Source organism: Streptomyces liliifuscus (genome assembly GCF_016598615.1).
GTDB classification, from domain to species: Bacteria; Actinomycetota; Actinomycetes; order Streptomycetales; family Streptomycetaceae; genus Streptomyces; species Streptomyces liliifuscus.
Genome location: NZ_CP066831.1, coordinates 10423581 through 10440333, shown reverse-complemented (window position 1 = coordinate 10440333; position 16753 = coordinate 10423581). Strand labels below are relative to the sequence as shown.

The window sequence follows — 16753 nt, the reverse complement described above, 5'->3', positions numbered from 1 at the left end:
TGGACGGCATGACAGCCGTGACGGCAGGCGAAGCAACGGCCACGGCACAGCGGACGCAGGCGGTCGACGAGACGGCACTCCCTCTCATCGACGAACCGTCGCTGATCAAGCCGAAGGACGCCCGCGATCTGTCCCGACAGTTCTTCGACCGCCTGGCCGTGCTGGAGGAAGGCACCCGCGAATACCAGTACGCGCGCAACACCCTGATCGAGATGAACCTGTCCCTCGTCCGGTACGCGGCCTCCCGGTTCCGCGGCCGGGGCGACTCGATGGAGGACATCGTCCAGGTCGGCACCATAGGGCTGATCAAGGCGATCGACCGGTTCGAGCTGACCCGCGAGGTGGAGTTCACGTCCTTCGCCGTCCCCTACATCGTCGGCGAGATCAAGCGGTTCTTCCGCGACACGAGCTGGGCCGTCCATGTGCCGCGTCGTCTGCAGGAGGCCCGGGTCGAGCTGGCGAAGGCCACGGAGGAACTGCGGACGCGTCTCGGCCGTACGCCCACGACCGCCGAGCTCTCGCAGCTGATGTCGCTGCCCGAGGAAGAGGTCATCGAGGCCCGCAAGGCCGCGAACTGCTACAACTCCTCATCGCTCGACGCGGCCCTCACCTCCGACGGCGACTCGCAGGGCGAGACCGTCCTGGCCGACTTCATCGGCGAGGACGACCGGGCGCTGGAGCTCGTGGACGACCTCCACTCCCTGACCCCCCTCATCGCCGAACTCGACGAGCGCGAGCGCCTCATCATCCATCTGCGGTTCGTCGAGGAGCGGACCCAGGCGGAGATCGGCGAGGTCATCGGCATCTCCCAGATGCATGTCTCGCGACTGATCAGCCGCATCATCAAGCGGCTGCGCGCCGGTCTGCTCGATCCCTCCGTGGCCTGAGCCGCCGTCCCGCCGACCGCCTGATCCCACAGCCGGCCGTCGAGCCCGCCCTTCCGCTCCCGCGAGCGTTTCCACCTCGCGACGGCGGGACGGCGGGCTCCGTCGTGCGGGGCCCCGCCGGCGCTTCGTCGTGCGGGGCCCCGCCGGCGCTTCGTCGTGCGGGGCCCCGCCGGCGCTTCGTCGTGCGGGGCCCCGGAAGCGCTTCCCAGGGAAGATCACACTCCCCCGTATCAACCCCCGTCTCAATCTGGCTCGACCTTTGTTCACGGCATGACCTTCGGGTTAGCCTGCGGCGTACTTCCTCAACGGGCGGCCCCGAGTTCACGGGTCCGCGTCGGCGAGGAGGGGTCCGGCAGTGGGCCTGAAGTTCCGAGTCCCCCCTTTCACGGGACTCTTTGTCTTGAACGGAACGAGGGTGCGCATGACCAGCCAGACGACCGACCCCGTCGGCAGCACACCGGGCGAGCCGGAGCTGCGCCGGCTCCTGGCCGGACTGACCGCGGTACGGGACGGAGACTTCGGCACACGTCTGCCGGACGACGGCGGGGGCCTGCTGGGCGACATCGCCACCGTCTTCAACGGCATGGTCGACCAGTTGTCCGTATTCACCTCCGAAGTGACGCGTGTCGCGCGCGAGGTGGGTACCGAGGGGACGCTCGGTGGACAGGCGGAAGTGCCGGGTGTCTCCGGGACCTGGGCCGATCTCACCGACTCGGTCAACGCGATGGCGGGCAATCTGACCACCCAGGTCCGTGACATCGCCCAGGTGGCGACGGCGGTCGCCAAGGGTGACCTCTCCCAGAAGATCGACGTGCCGGCCCGCGGCGAGATCCTGGAGCTCAAGAACACCATCAACACGATGGTCGACCAGCTCTCCGCGTTCGCCGACGAAGTCACCCGCGTGGCCCGCGAGGTCGGCACCGAGGGGCGGCTCGGCGGCCAGGCGGACGTCAAGGGCGTCAAGGGCACCTGGCGCGACCTGACCGACTCCGTGAACTTCATGGCGAGCAACCTGACCGCCCAGGTCCGCAACGTGGCCCAGGTGGCGACCGCCGTGGCCAGGGGCGATCTCTCGCAGAAGATCACCGTCGACGCCCGGGGCGAGATCCTCGCGCTCAAGGAGACCATCAACACGATGGTCGACCAGCTCTCCGCGTTCGCCGACGAGGTGACCCGCGTGGCCCGCGAGGTCGGCACGGCCGGCAACCTCGGCGGGCAGGCCACGGTCCGCGGTGTCTCGGGCACCTGGAAGGACCTCACCGACAACGTCAACGTGATGGCGTCCAACCTGACGGGCCAGGTCCGCTCGATCGCCCAGGTCGCCACCGCCGTGGCCCGCGGCGACCTGTCCCAGAAGATCACGGTCGAGGCCAAGGGCGAGGTCGCGGCCCTGGCGGACGTCATCAACACCATGGTCGACACCCTGTCCGCCTTCGCCGACGAGGTGACCCGGGTGGCCCGCGAGGTCGGCACCGAGGGCCGCCTGGGCGGCCAGGCCCAGGTGCCTAACGTGGCGGGCACGTGGAAGGACCTCACCGAGAACGTCAACTCCATGGCGAACAACCTCACCGGCCAGGTGCGCAACATCGCGCTGGTGACGACGGCGGTGGCCAAGGGCGATCTGTCCAAGAAGATCGACGTGGACGCCCGGGGCGAGATCCTGGAACTCAAGACGACGATCAACACGATGGTCGACCAGCTCTCCGCGTTCGCCGCCGAGGTGACGCGGGTGGCCCGTGAGGTCGGCAGCGAGGGACGGCTCGGCGGCCAGGCCGAGGTGGAGGGTGTCTCCGGCACCTGGAAGCGTCTGACGGAGAACGTCAACGAGCTCGCGGGCAACCTGACCCGGCAGGTGCGCGCGATCGCCGAGGTCACCAGCGCCGTCGCCGAGGGCGATCTGACGCGCTCGATCACCGTCGAGGCGTCCGGCGAGGTCGCCGAACTCAAGGACAACATCAACTCGATGGTCGAGTCCCTGCGCGAGACGACCCGGGCCAACCAGGAGCAGGACTGGCTCAAGACCAACCTCGCGCGGGTCTCCGGCCTGATGCAGGGTCACCGGGACCTGTCCGTGGTGGCCGAGCTGATCATGGACGAGCTCGCGCCCCTGGCGTCGGCCCAGTACGGCGCGTTCTACCTCGCCGAGGAGGCCGGGCGCGGTCACGAGCTGCGGCTCGTCGGCTCCTATGGATGGCCCGACGACGACGGGCGTCCGGTCCGGATCCCCTTCGGCCGCTCGCTGGTCGGTCAGGCCGCGCGCAGCCGCCGCACCATCTCCGTGGACGAGCTGCCGCCGGGATACGTGACCATCTCCTCGGGGCTCGGCCGGACGGTGCCGACCGCCCTGGTGGTACTGCCCATCACGGTCGAGGACCAGGTGCTCGGAGTCATCGAGCTGGCCTCGGTCACCCCCTTCACGCAGATCCACCAGGACTTCCTGGGCCAACTGATGGAGACCATCGGCGTCAACGTCAACACCATCGTGGCCAACGCGCGGACCGACGAGCTGCTGGACGAGTCCCAGCGGCTGACCACCGAACTGCAGGCCCGTTCCGAGGAGTTGCAGGTCCAGCAGGACGAACTGCAGCGCTCGAACGAGGAACTGGAGGAGAAGGCCTCACTGCTGGTCGCGCAGAACCGTGACATCGAGGCGAAGAACCTGCAGATCGAACAGGCCCGACAGGAACTGGAGACCCGCGCCCAGCAGTTGTCGCTGGCCTCCAAGTACAAGTCGGAGTTCCTGGCGAACATGAGCCACGAGCTGCGGACCCCGCTGAACAGTCTGCTCATCCTCGCCCAGCTCCTGGCGCAGAACCCCTCACGAAACCTCACCCCCAAGCAGGTCGAGTACGCGGGCATCATCCACTCCGCGGGATCGGACCTGCTGCAGTTGATCAACGACATCCTCGATCTGTCGAAGGTCGAGGCCGGGAAGATGGAACTCGCTCCCGAGCGCGTCCCGTTGCGGCAGCTTCTCGAGTACGTCGAGGCGACCTTCCGGCCGATGACGACGCAGAAGAGCCTGAACTTCACCGTGCGCACAGCGCCCGGGGCGCCCGGCGACCTCCTCACCGACGACTCCCGGTTGCGTCAGGTGCTGCGCAACCTGCTGTCGAACGCGGTCAAGTTCACCGAGCAGGGCGGTGTCGAGCTGCGGATCGAACCGGCGGCCGACGACGAGGTGCCCGACGGCGTGGTCCGGGGCGGCACCATCGTGGCGTTCCGGGTGCGGGACACGGGGGTCGGGATCCCGGAGCAGCATCTGGAGACGATCTTCGGAGCCTTCCAGCAGGCGGACGGCACGACGAGCCGCAAGTACGGCGGCACCGGCCTCGGTCTGTCCATCACCCGGGAGATCGCGCACCTGCTCGGCGGTGCCGTCACCGTCTCCAGCACGCCCGGACAGGGCAGTACGTTCACCCTGTTCCTGCCCGTGGCGCGCGCCGACTTCGAGGACCTCCTGAGCGGCGACCGGTCGTCCGAGAAGGCCCTGACCGCGGCTCCGTCCGAGGAGTCGGCGGAGCACGTGCCTCCCTCAGGACCTGCCGCCCTGCCCCGGAGCCGCAGGCGTCGTCTGCTGGTCGTCGAGGAACGGCAGCGCGGCCTGCTGACCCTGGTCGCCGAGAGCACGGTCGCGGACGTCGCCCATGGCCCGGACACCGGTGATCCGCGCGGCACGGTCGACGTCATCACCGCCGTCGGGGCACAGGAGGCGGCGAGCGCGCTGGCCGCGGGACCGTGCCACTGCGTGGTGCTGGAACTCGGCATGCCGGACGGCGAGGCGACCCGGTTCCTGGACGCCATGCACGGCGACTCCGCGCTCGCGAACGTTCCGGTTCTCGTCCACAGCGGTCATCGCGCGGATCTGGCACAGGAACAGGCGCTGCAGGCGCGTTCGGGCACGCGCGCCCTGGAGTTCCTGTCGAGCCTCGACGAACTGCGTGAGCGCATCGCCCTGCATCTCTCCGCGGAGGAGCTGGGAGATGTTCCCTCCCTGGCCCGCGCCGAGGAACCGCAGCCCGAGACACCGCACCCCGTCGAGGACGCGTTCCTCGGCCGCACGGTCCTGGTGGTCGACGACGACGCGCGCAACCTCTTCGCGCTCAGCGGGATCCTGGAGCTCCAGGGGTTCCACGTGCTGCACGCGGACAACGGCCGCAAGGGCATCGAAACGCTGCTCCACCACCCGGACATCTCGCTCGTCCTGATGGACGTGATGATGCCGGAGATGGACGGCTACACGGCCACGGCGGAGATCCGGAAGATGCCCCAGTACGCGGGTCTTCCCATCATCGCCGTCACCGCGAAGGCGATGCCCGGCGACCGGGAGAAGAGTCTCGCCTCGGGGGCGAGCGACTACGTCACCAAACCGGTCGACACCAATGACCTCATCGCCTGCGTCCGTCAGTGGCTGCCGGCGTGACCCGCACCGAGCAGTGTCCTGATCCGGCCGAGGAACGGTCGCCGGACGAGGCGGCGGAGGACTCGGTGGCGGCGGACTCGGTGGACGAACCGCCCGAGGATTCGGCCGCACTTCTCGCGACCTATCCGGTGGGCAGGCTCGCCGCCACGGTGGAACGTCTGCGCCGCGAGGTGCGTGCGGCCCAGGTCGAGGCCGACGGACGTGCCCTGATCGAACTGGCCAAGGGCATCCTGGTGGAGCGCCTCGGGTGCGGGCCCGCCCAGGCCGCCCGCCAGCTCGCCGAACTCACCGAGCAGGCCGGGGTGAGCACACTCGAACTCGCCGTCGAGGTCATCAACCAGGCCGCCCGCGACCGCCTTTCGGAAGTGGCCGATGCCTTCCTGACCGCCGCGAAGTCCACCGCCGCCGCGGACGACGGGTCGTCGAACGCTCACTCCCCCGCCGTACGGATGCGGGAGGCGGAGAGCGGTGCGCTGGCGGCCCCCGACACCCAGGCCGTCGCCGACTCCCTGCTGCAGCACGCGCTGACCCCGCTCGGCGCGGTGGCCGTGGCCATCTGGACCGTGCGCTCCGACGGTTCCCTGACGCTGGCCGGCAGTGCCGGGTTCTCCCCGGCGGAGGCCGGGCGCTGGCACCATGTGCCCCCGGGCGTGGTGACGGTGGCGCGCACCAGCCTCTCCGAGCGTGCCGGGCAATGGATCGGATCGCTGGCCGAGACCGGTCTTCCCTCCATCGGGCAGCACCAGTACCCCGACGGTGGAAGGGCCGCCATTCCGGCCGGCACCGGAGGGCGCATCCACGGGACGCTGGAGATCGTCTGGCCCTCCCGCCTGGAACCGCAACCGCCGCAGGTGGTGCGGCAGGTCGAGGCCCTGGCGGAACTGTGCGCCCGCACGCTGGAGACGTACGCCTTCGTGCACGGCGACGAGGCCCTTCGCGAGCCGCGGGTCGTGCCCGACGCCACCGAACTGGTGGACCTGGCCGACGGGTTGCACGACCCCGCCCTGGTCCTGGTCCCCTATCTCGACGGCGGGCAGCTCGTCGACTTCCACATCCATCACGTCAACAGCCGTTTCCTCGATCCCGCGGGCCGGCCGCGCGGGCTGGTCAACGGCGCGATGCTGCTGGAGGCCTACCCGTTGGCCGCCGGGGAGAGCGAACTCTTCCAGCGGATCGAGCGCGTCTACGCCACGGGCGAGCCGTTCCGTGCTCAACGCATGAACCTCACGGCTCTCGTCGACCAGGTGCCGCTGTCGGCCGTGGCGGACATCAGCATCAGCCGGCACGCCAACAGCGTGCTCCTCATCTGGCGCATCGAGGACGAGACGGCACGGCTGGCGAGCATCCTCCAGCACGCACAGCGCCTGGGCCGCATCGGTGGCTTCGAGGAGAATCTGGTCACGGGTGAGATCACCTGGAACGGCCAGCTCTTCACCCTGTACGGCAGGTCTCCGACGAGTTCGCCCGTGCCGCTGGAGGAACTGCCCGTCCACGCGCACCCGGACGACGCCGTCGCCATCCGTCGCTTCCTGCGCACCGTGCTCCATCACCGGCGGCCCGCGTCCGCGTCGTTCCGGCTCCGGCGTCCCGACGAGGTGACGCGCCACATCCGTGTGGTGGCCGAGCCAGTGCTCGACGCCGACGGCCGGCTGTTCGTCGTACGCGGGGCCTACCAGGACATCTCGGCCCAGCACTGGACGGAGGTCGCGCTCGCCGCCACCCGTGTCCAGCTCGCCCACACCGAGCAGCAGGCGACCGAACGCAGCCGCCTCACGCTGCAGCTTCAGCACGCCATCATGCCCCCGACCCAGGACCCGTTGCGGGCGCCGGGAATCGACGTGGCGGTCCGCTACCGGCCGGCCGAGACGGAACATCTGGTGGGCGGCGACTGGTACGACGCCGTCGTCCTGCCGTCCGGTCTCGTGCTCCTGTGCGTGGGTGACGTGGCCGGCCACGGGATGGAGGCGGCGACCAGCATGGTCGTCCTGCGGAACGCGCTGCGGGGACTGGCCGTGACGGGCGCGGGTCCGGGCCAGCTGCTGACATGGCTCAACAGCGTGGCGCACCATCTGACGGGCACCGTGACCGCCACCGCGGTCTGCGGCCTCTACGACCCGGAGCACCGTACGTTGCGATGGGCCAGGGCCGGTCATCTGCCGCCCGTGCTGGTACGCGACACGGGGGCGGTGTCCCTGCCCCTGGTCAAGGGGCTGCTGCTGGGCGCGGCGCCACAGGTGACGTACGAGGAGGACGAGATCCAACTGGCCGTCGACGACACGCTGTTGATGTACACCGACGGCCTGATCGAGCGCCGGGACCGCTCGATGGAGGAGTCCATGACCCAGCTGCTGACGACGGTCCGCGCCGCCCCGTCCACGCTCGACCAGCAGCTGGACCGGCTGCTCACGTACAGCAGGTCGGACACCGACGACGACACCTGCATCATCGGTATCCGCGTGTCGTAGCCGCGGCACCGACGAGAGTCTGATCACGTCGCGCGGCAGGCCGCCGAGGGCATCGAATCGGCACAGGGGGGTAACCGGCCCAAGCCGTCAACTCTTCGGGAGGTACCTGTGTCCATCGCCCAGAACCCGCTGTCCGTCGAGGTAGCACTGCCTCGCGAGGGCGTCGCCCTGCTCACGGTCGAGGGCCATCTGGACATCGACACCGCGACTGGGCTGCAGCATCATCTGGCGAACCAGTTCCAGCACGGCCGTCGGCACTTCCTGCTCGATCTCTCGGCCGTTCCCTTCATGGACTCGTCCGGCATGAACATCATCATCAGGGCGTACCAGCAGACCAGGGAGTCCGCGGGGAGCGTGCACATCATCGGTCCGCCGCCGGCCGTGCGGCGGATCCTGGACCTCACCGGGGTCAGCATCACCGTGCCGGTGTCGGACACCGTCGACGAAGCACTCGCTCTCGTGGACAAGCCGCGGGACGAGCCCGAGCTCTGAACGGGAGCGCGAGCGGTACGGCGGCGTGGGGAGGGGGTCCGGGATGGGGCGGTGGATGACAACGAACAATCACGCGGAGCGGCTTACGTGCACGGGCACACGGGTCCCGGTGCCGCCAGGCGGTCAGGCCGTCCTGGCGTCCGTGACGTCGTCCTCGTGGATCTCCTGCGCCGCGGCGGCACAGAACGCGACCAGGCCCTCCAGCAGTGCGGTCCGTTGCGCGGCCGGCATGTGCTCCAACACGGACTGCAGAGCACGCTCGCGGCGGGAGCGCAGATCGACCAGGAAGGCACGCCCGCGGCGGCTGAGGTACAGCCGCAGTTCACGGCGGCTGGTGGCACCGGGTCTGCGCTCGACGAACCCCACGGCCTGGAGGCGGTCGCAGAGCCGGCTGGTCGAGGGGGGCGAGGAACCCAGGGCGTCGGCGAGCGTGCGCAGATTGATGCCCTCGTGGTGTTCCAGGATGAACAGCACACGCAGCTGGGACGCCGATACCGGAGCCGTCGAGGCACGCCCCCACAGGACTTCCAGCAGCTCCGCCGCCTCTGAGGTCACACGCGCCACCTCCTGGGGCCGCGGGCGCGCGTAGGAGGAAGTCACGGTGACACTCTCCCAGGCTTCCCGAACGCTGTCAGCCCGCCACCTCGGGCGACCGGCCCCCGATCACCGACCCACACAACAGACCGTCGGCGTCGTGCACCCGACGAAACGGACCCGACGCCGACGCGGAGAGAATGGCATATCCACCATCGTGAACAGATTCGTGGCAGCCGAGCGCGCACTGCGCTCCGCGGCACCGCACCAGCTGCTGGACGCGGTCCGCGCTGTGCTGTGCAACCAGTACGGGGCGCAGGACGCCGAACTGTTCCTCGCCGACTACGGACTGACCCTGCTGCAGCCCGTGTCCGCGGCACAGCACGCCGTGGACCCGCTGCCGGTGCACGACAGCCCGGCGGGCAGGGCCTTCGGGGCGCAGGAACCGTACACGGAGCACCAGGGCGGTGGAAGTGTGCGTCTTCATCTGCCGGTCACCGTGCGCGGCGACCGGCTCGGAGTGCTGTCCGTCATCCTCCCCTCGGCCGAGGCGGCCGGGAAGTGCCGGACCGAACTGGCCGAGGTGGCCGAGGTCCTGGGCCACGAGGTGGTCGTCGCCGATCGCGACACCGACCTTTATCTGCTGGCGCGGCGCAGGGACCGGCTAACCCTGGCGGCGGAGATGCAGTGGCAGCTGCTGCCCGCGCGTGCCTGCGCCCGGCCCGAGTTCACCCTCGGCGCCCAACTGGAGCCCGCTTACGCCGTGTTCGGCGACAACTTCGACTGGTGCGTCACCGCCGACCGGCTGACGCTCTACATCACCAACGGCATGGGCGAGGGCATCGACGCCTCGCTGCTGACCAGCCTCGGCATCAACGCGCTGCGCAACGCCCGGCGGGCGGGCATCCCCATCGCGGACCAGGCTTCCCTCGCCGACCAGGCGGTGTACGCCCACTACCGCGGCGCCGCGCATCTGTCCGTGCTGCTGCTGGACCTCGAACTGTCCACCGGACGCCTGCGGGTCGTCGACGCGGGCTCACCCCGGATGCTGCGCCTGCGCGACAGGTCCGTCACGACCGTGGACATGGAGGAACAGCTCCCGCTGGGCATGTTCGAGGAAACGGACTATGTGGCGCAGGAGTTCACCGTCGAGCCCGGCGACCGGCTCGTCCTCGTCAGCGACGGGGTCCACGCGGTCGCGGCACCGGGCGGCGAGCGGTACGGCGACCGGGCGCTGGCCCGGGCCGTCACCTCCACGAGCCTGGTGCCGGCCCCCGAGGTGCCCGGGGCGGTCCTGCGGGAACTGACGGGCCATCGCGGCGAATCCGAGCCGGACGACGACGCGTTGGTGGTCTGTCTCGACTGGCACGGAAAGCAGCCGGCGCCCTAGGCGGGCGCCCACAGGGTAGGAGGTGTCGTGCCGGACGGCGCCGCGGCTACAGTTGTCATCCGGCAAGCTTTACATCGCTTTCTCGTTGCCTTCGGCAAGTTCGGAGCGATTCGACGCATGTGAGGAGTGGAACAGGTGCCGGAGCACGAAACGGCAGGACAGCACGGATCGCCCGCGCGGGAGGTCGGGGACTTCCTGCGGCGCCGCCGCGAGCAGATCGCCCAACGGTGGGCCGACACCCCCTTGTTCCGTACGGTCTTCACCGTGTCCAGGGACGAAGCGGTGGAGGCGGGCAAGGCCGTGGTCGAGGCACTGGCCGCGGTGGCCGCGGCCGGCCGCGTCGAGGACGCCGAGGCGGACGGTTTCACCGTGGTGCGCGAGCAGTTGACGCGCACGGCGGCGGCCAGGTCACGCGCCGGTGCCGGCTCGGCCCAGGTGTCGAACGAGGTGGACGCCCTGCGACCACCCGTCGTGGACCTCCTGGTGGCCGACCTGTCCCAGGCGTCCGCCGAGCACGTACGGGAGTGCGCGACCGCGGTGACCGTGCTGATGGGCACGCTGCGGCTGGTCGTCATGGAGTCGGCGCTGAACGAGGGCCGGGCGCTCATCGACCGGCAGCGGATGGAACTGCTGGAGACGGCCACGCCCGTGATCAAGCTCTGGGACGGCATCGTCGCCGTACCGCTGATCGGCACGCTCGACAGCGCGCGCAGCCAGGTGGTGATGGAGACGCTCCTGGAATCGGTCGTCGACCAGCACGCGCGCTTCGCGATCCTGGACATCACCGGTGTGCCGACCGTCGACTCCCTCGTGGCGCAGCATCTGATGAAGACGGTCGCGGCCGCGCGGCTGATGGGAGCGGAGTGCATCGTCTCCGGCATCCGGCCGGCCATCGCGCAGACCATCGTCCACCTCGGCCTCGACCTGGGCACGGTGGTCACCCGCGCCAGCCTCGCCGACGCCCTGGCGTACGCGCTCGACCAGCAGGGCTCCGGCATCGTGGACCCGAAGCCCCGTGGGGCGGTCGCGCGGTGACCGAAGCGCACGCCGGACCTCCGTGGGGGTCCGTCCCGGTGCTCAGGCTCGGCGACGTCCTGCTCGTGACCCTCCAGGGCGATCTGCACGACAGTACGGCCGAACGGCTCCAGCAGGACATCAGCGAGACCATCGCGAGCAGCTCGACCACCGGTGTGGTCATCGACCTCTCGGGGGTCGAGATGGTCGACTCGTTCCTGGGGCGTGTGCTGGCCGAGATCGCGGCCAAGGCTGGACTCCTCGCCGCGCAGACCGTGGTGGCCGGCATGCGGCCGGCGGTCGCGATCACGTTGGTGGAGCTGGGTCTGACGCTGCCGGGTCTGCGCACCGCGCTCACCACGGAGGACGCCCTGGGCCTCCTCGCCGGGGAGACATCTCCGTACCGTCCCCGCGGCACACGGCGGGAGAGTCCGTGATGCAGACAGCCGGCTGTGTCGACGCCCGCCTGCCGATCCACTCGGACATGGATCTGGTGTGGGTACGGCAGCATGTGCGGCAGACGGCCGCTCAGCTGGGCTTCGGTCTGGTGGAGCAGACCAAGCTGGTGACCGCGGCGAGCGAACTGGCCCGCAACACACTGGTGCACGGCGGGGGCGGTGAGGTGGAGGCCACGGTCCTGAAGAACGGTCACGCGCCGGGGCTGCGGCTGGCGTTCATCGACGAGGGCCCGGGCATCGCGGACCTGGAGCGGGCGCTGAGCGACGGCTACACCTCGGGGGACGGTCTCGGAATGGGGCTGGGCGGTGCCCGGCGGCTGGTCCACGAGTTCTCGGTCGACAGCAGCCCCGGGAACGGCACCACGGTCACGGTGACCTCGTGGACCGTCCGTCCGCCGCGGCAACGGGAGGAGACCTGATGCCCCGCGTCTGGGACGTCCCGGTCCACGACTCGACACGCGTGCGCGACGCCAGGGTCGCGGCGGAGGGCGCCGCCGCCCTGGCCGGGCTCGACGGGAACCGCACCGCAGCGGCCGCGCTCGTGGCCACCGAACTCGCCACCAACCTGCTCAAGCACGCCAAGGGAGGCCAGCTGCTCATAGAGACCGTGCCCCCTCCCGTGCTGCCGGCCGGGCAGGCGGCGGCCTCCGTGGTGCAGATCGCCGCGATCGACCACGGCCCCGGCATGGCCGATGTCCCGGCCGCCCTGCGCGACGGTTTCTCCACGGCGTCCACCCTCGGCGCCGGCCTCGGCGCCTGCCGACGCATCGCCGACGACTTCGACCTGCACAGCGCACCGGGGCGGGGCACGGTAGCGCTGGCGCGGATCGGTACCGCCGCCCGCGGTCGCAGTCACGCGACCCCGCCCGCACCGGCCGCCGCCACGGTTCGGGCGGGAGGGGTCAACATCCCCTTCGCCGGCGGGGAGTTCTCCGGTGACGCCTGGGCGTGGGTCCGGTCGGGCCACCGTACGACCCTGATGCTGGCCGACGGACTGGGCCACGGCCCCGACGCGGCTCAGGCCTCGTCGGCGGCAGTTGAGGCACTGCGCCGCTCGGGCCATCTGCCGCCTGCCGAAGTGCTCCGGTACCTGGACGCGGAACTGCGCCCCACCAGGGGTGCCGCGGTCGCCGTCGCCCAACTCGACACCGAGACGGGGCAGCTGACCTTCTCCGGGATCGGGAACATCGGTGCCCGGCTGCGTACGGGTGAGGGCTGGCGGCCCCTGCTGTCCCGTCCCGGCATAGTCGGAGCCCATCGGCCCACGACGATCCCCGAGCACCGGGCGACGTGGGGAGCGGACTGTCTGCTCGTCCTGCACAGCGACGGGCTGCCCAGCCGCTGGACCCCGCCCGCGGACGCCTGCCTCGCGTCCTTCGACCCGGCTGTGATCGCCTCCGTGACGGTGCGCGACGCGAGCAGCTCCGCCCGGCCGGTACGGGACGACACCGCCGTCGCCGTACTGAGCCCCGTTCCGCCGGACGGCACACCATGATGCGTACCTGGCACATCACCTCGGTCACCGACGCCGCACGGGCCCGTATCGACACGGCACGCCTGACGGCCGCGTACGGGGTGCCCGCTCTGGAGCGGACCCGGCTGACCACCGCGCTCAGCGCGCATCTTCGGCAGTGCCTCACGAAGGGCGGCACATGGCGGCTCTGCCTCGAAGAGACGCCCTCGCTGCCGCCCGAGGACGGTCTCCTGCGAGCCGTCGTGACCTCGTGCGACGACGCCGGCGCCGACGGACAGCCGCCGTGGCACATGACGGTCACGTGCCCGGAGGGCGCGGACCTCTCCGACGTCGGCCCCGTGGCGGACGACGCCGCGGTCCTGGCCGAGGCGCTGTTGGGCGCCGACGAGGACACGGCCCTGGTGCTGGAGAAGCTCGGCGAACAGGAAGGACTGGTGGACTTCCACCGGGAGGAGCTCCACCAGACCAACCAGGGAGTGCTGGCGCTGCACGCCGAACTGGACGCGGCGGGCCGGGCCCAGCGCGAACTCTTCGCCGCCGAACGGAAGGCGCGTACGGAGGCGGAGAGCGCCCGCCGCAGGCTGACGTTCCTGGCCGACGCCAGCGCCGTACTCACGGCTTCGCTCAACCACGACGAGATCGTGCGCCGCCTGCCCAGTCTCCTGGTGCCGGAGTACGCCCGCAGTGTCGATGTGTGGCTGTTCGAGGGCGAGGAGGACGAGCTGCGGCAGAGTCCGCGCCCGGCCGCCGCCGTGGTCGCGGCCCGCAGCGGGCGCCCTCAGTACGCCGCCGACCATCCGGGCGGCCTGCCCGGCGTCGACGATCAGCCGCCCTCGGCGTTGCATCCCGCGACGCCCCTGCTGTGCGTTCCGCTGCCGACGCGGCGGGCACCTCTGGGGGTGCTGATCCTCACGCCGCCCGGCGACCGCTGGGACGCCGACGACGCGGTCATGCTGATCGAACTCACGCGCCGCGCGAGCATCGCCATCGACAACGCCCGGCGCTTCGAACACAACCGCGACATCGCCGAGACTCTCCAGCGGGCCCTGCTCACGGACCTGCCCACCACTCCGGAACTGCGCCTGGCGGCCCGCTATCTGCCGGCCACCCACGGTCTGAACATCGGCGGGGACTGGTACGACGCCTTCCGCCAGCCCGACGGCAGCCTGATCACCGTCATCGGCGACGTGACGGGGCACGGACTGCACGCCGCCGTCATGATGAGCCAACTGCGCACCGCGCTGCGCGCGTACGCCGTCGACGGAGGCACCCCCGGCCAGCTCCTCACCCGGTTGCACATCCTCCTCCACCACCTGCAGCCCGATCTGTACGCGACGGCCGTCATCGCCCGCTTCCACCCCGACGATCCGATGCTCACCTGGGCCGCGGCGGGCCACCCTCCGCCGGTGCTGCGCACCCCCGACGGACAGGTGCACACGCTCGACGCGAAGCCCGGTGCCATGCTCGGCATCCCGCTGCGGCAGGAGATCGGCGACCACACCGTGCCCCTCACCCCCGGTTCGACGCTGGCCCTCTACACGGACGGGCTGGTCGAGCGCCGCGCCCAGGGCATAGACCCGGGCATCGAGCGTCTCGCCGCGTCGCTCGGGGCCTTCCGGTCCCAGGATCTCGACACGGATCTGGACGGTTCGGCCGACCGTCTCCTGCATCCGTTGCTGAGCGACTCCGAGCGGGACGACGACGTGTGTCTGCTGCTCTGCCACCTCCCGAGCCGGGAGGCGGAGACGGCACGGCCCTCCCCCATCGGACTGCCCGTCTGACGGGCTTCAGCCGCCGGTCACCGCTTCTCCCCCGCCCTGCGTGTCGCCCCGCGGTCGCGGCCGTGTGCGGGCGTGGGCCTGCTCGAAGGCGCCCAGTCCCCGTTGCAGGGAAGCACGTTCGCCGGGTGTCATCGCCCGGAACACGGTGGCCAGACACAGGGATCGCCGCTCGGTGACGTCCGCGAGGAACCGTCGTCCGTCGGCGGTGACCACCAACCTCACCTCACGTCGGTTGTGGGGCTGGACGGTCCGTTGCAGCAGCCCGGCGGACACGAGCCGGCCGCACAATCGGCTGGCGGTGGGCAGTCCTATCTCCAAGTGCTCGGCCAGAGCTGTGAGATTGAGCTCGGGCCGGCGGCGGACCGTCTGCAGGGCGAACAGCTGACGCGCGGACAGCTGGGGGACGACGTCCTCGGCCGCCGCGAACCAGAGCGTCACCAGACTCTCCACCGTGTCGACGACGTGGCGGGCAAGCGTGTCCGGCTCGTTGCCGGGGTCCTGGTCGCGGCCCGTGGGCCGGTCGGTCTCCACAAGCGCTCTCTCAGTGAACTGCGGACAGGGCAGCTGTCATGTAGGTCGGCCCTACCCGAAGAACCGGGTCGTACACGGCCCGGCTCCCGCTCGTTGCACGCCTGTCCGGACCGCCCGGGGCCGAACGCCGCCCGGCCTCCCGTCCCCGCGCGCGGTGTGCGGGGAGGGAGGCCGGGTCGATGGCCGGACGGCCGGTCAGCCGGTGGCGAGAGCGCCCCGCAGTACGGTCACTGCCTGGCTGATGGCGGCGCGGGCCGCGTGGGTGTCGGCGAGGGCGTTCAGCATCACGAAGTCGTGGATGATGCCCTGGTAGCGGACCGCCGTGACCGCGACGCCCGCCTCGCGCAGCTTGTTGGCGTACGCCTCGCCCTCGTCGCGCAGGACGTCGGCCTCGCCGGTGATGACCAGAGCCGGCGGCAGGCCGGTGAGCTGTTCGGTGGTGGCGCGCAGCGGGGACGCGGTGATCTCGGCGCGCTGCGCCTCGTCGGTCGTGTACTGGTCCCAGAACCACTGCATGGCGTCGCGGCGCAGGAAGTAGCCCTCGGCGAACTGGTGGTAGGAGCCGGTGTCGAAGGCGGCGTCGGTGACCGGGTAGAAGAGGACCTGCTGGACGAGGGGCACGTCACCGCGCTCCTTGGCCATCAGGGTCAGGGCCGCGCTCATGTTGCCGCCGACGGAGTCGCCCGCCACCGCGATCCGGGAGGCGTCCAGGTTGTGGCCGGCGCCGTCGGTGACGACCCACCGGGCGACGGTGTAGTTCTGCTCGATGGCGACCGGGTAGCGGGCTTCGGGCGAGAGGTCGTACTCGGGGAAGACCACGGCCGCGTTCGCGCCGACGGCGAGCTCGCGGACCAGGCGGTCGTGGGTGTGGGCATTGCCGAAGACCCAGCCGGCGCCGTGGATGTAGATGATCACCGGGAGGACCCCGGAGGCACCCGCCGGACGGACGATACGTGCCCGGACCTGTCCGGTGGGGCCGCCGGAGACCGTGACCCACTCCTCGTCGACGTCGGGCTTGGTGATGTCGCCCGACTGCACCTCGTCGACCGTCTTGCGGCCCTCCGCCGGGCCGAGGTCGAAGAGGTAGGGCGGGTTCGCGGTCGCCTCGGCGAAGGCCGCGGCGGCGGGCTCCAGGACGGGACGGGTGCCGGTGGTGTCGGTCATGGCGATCTCCTCGGATCCGGTGCCGTGGGCAGGCTCCGTCGACGGTCTTTCGCCGGAGCGGCGGCACACCACGAAAGTAGCGCGCTATTCAGTCGTGCGCAACTTATTAGGGTCCGATAGAATCGAGGAGACTCGAACGG

The 16753-nt window shown here is 70.8% G+C and carries 13 protein-coding genes; 10 read left to right on the top strand and 3 right to left on the bottom strand.

From position 1 onward, the window contains the following. Positions 1-8: 8 nt before the first annotated feature. The 4 genes from JEQ17_RS45525 to JEQ17_RS45510 all read left to right on the top strand — a co-directional run bounded on the left by JEQ17_RS45525 (position 9) and on the right by JEQ17_RS45510 (position 8267). Entirely contained in the window at positions 9-887 is an 879-nt protein-coding gene (locus JEQ17_RS45525) for an RNA polymerase sigma factor SigF (RefSeq protein ID WP_200400804.1), read from the top strand. A 421-nt stretch (positions 888-1308) separates the two neighbouring features. Then, entirely contained in the window at positions 1309-5310 is a 4002-nt protein-coding gene (locus tag JEQ17_RS45520; RefSeq protein WP_200400803.1) for a HAMP domain-containing protein, read from the top strand. Positions 5311-5375: 65 nt separating this feature from the next. Then, positions 5376-7775, top strand: coding sequence for a SpoIIE family protein phosphatase (locus JEQ17_RS45515; protein ID WP_234048847.1), 2400 nt, complete (start codon positions 5376-5378; stop codon positions 7773-7775). Between the two features lie 108 nt (positions 7776-7883). Then, a complete protein-coding gene (locus JEQ17_RS45510) occupies positions 7884-8267 on the top strand; it encodes an STAS domain-containing protein (RefSeq protein WP_200400801.1) in 384 nt (127 codons plus the stop codon). Between the two features lie 123 nt (positions 8268-8390). Here JEQ17_RS45510 and JEQ17_RS45505 read toward each other — a convergent pair whose 3' ends face one another. Beyond that, the gene (locus JEQ17_RS45505; protein WP_234048618.1) at positions 8391-8822 is read right to left on the bottom strand and encodes a MarR family winged helix-turn-helix transcriptional regulator; all 432 of its coding nucleotides are present in this window, start codon (positions 8820-8822) and stop codon (positions 8391-8393) included. A gap of 196 nt (positions 8823-9018) precedes the next feature. On the opposite strand from JEQ17_RS45505, the gene JEQ17_RS45500 reads away from it, so the two are divergent. The 6 genes from JEQ17_RS45500 to JEQ17_RS45475 all read left to right on the top strand — a co-directional run bounded on the left by JEQ17_RS45500 (position 9019) and on the right by JEQ17_RS45475 (position 14918). Then, positions 9019-10191: a PP2C family protein-serine/threonine phosphatase gene (locus JEQ17_RS45500; protein WP_200400799.1), complete on the top strand. Its 1173-nt coding sequence runs from the start codon at positions 9019-9021 to the stop codon at positions 10189-10191. Positions 10192-10326: 135 nt separating this feature from the next. Further along, entirely contained in the window at positions 10327-11226 is a 900-nt protein-coding gene (locus JEQ17_RS45495) for an STAS domain-containing protein (RefSeq protein WP_200400798.1), read from the top strand. Then, entirely contained in the window at positions 11223-11642 is a 420-nt protein-coding gene (locus JEQ17_RS45490) for an STAS domain-containing protein (RefSeq protein WP_200400797.1), read from the top strand. Before JEQ17_RS45495 ends, JEQ17_RS45490 begins: the two co-directional genes overlap by 4 nt. Beyond that, complete coding sequence (locus JEQ17_RS45485) at positions 11642-12082, top strand: anti-sigma regulatory factor (RefSeq protein ID WP_200402055.1); 441 nt, start codon at positions 11642-11644, stop codon at positions 12080-12082. The genes JEQ17_RS45490 and JEQ17_RS45485 overlap by 1 nt, the downstream gene beginning before the upstream one ends. Further along, positions 12082-13158, top strand: coding sequence for an ATP-binding SpoIIE family protein phosphatase (locus JEQ17_RS45480; protein WP_200400796.1), 1077 nt, complete (start codon positions 12082-12084; stop codon positions 13156-13158). The genes JEQ17_RS45485 and JEQ17_RS45480 overlap by 1 nt, the downstream gene beginning before the upstream one ends. After that, on the top strand, positions 13155-14918 hold the full coding sequence (locus JEQ17_RS45475) for a PP2C family protein-serine/threonine phosphatase (protein ID WP_200400795.1): 1764 nt from the start codon (positions 13155-13157) through the stop codon (positions 14916-14918). The genes JEQ17_RS45480 and JEQ17_RS45475 overlap by 4 nt, the downstream gene beginning before the upstream one ends. Positions 14919-14924: 6 nt before the next feature. Here the strand turns inward: JEQ17_RS45475 and JEQ17_RS45470 are convergent, their stop codons facing one another. Continuing rightward, positions 14925-15449, bottom strand: coding sequence for a MarR family winged helix-turn-helix transcriptional regulator (locus JEQ17_RS45470; protein ID WP_200400794.1), 525 nt, complete (start codon positions 15447-15449; stop codon positions 14925-14927). A 195-nt stretch (positions 15450-15644) separates the two neighbouring features. Next, the gene (locus JEQ17_RS45465; protein ID WP_200400793.1) at positions 15645-16613 is read right to left on the bottom strand and encodes an alpha/beta hydrolase; all 969 of its coding nucleotides are present in this window, start codon (positions 16611-16613) and stop codon (positions 15645-15647) included. Positions 16614-16753: the final 140 nt, after the last annotated feature.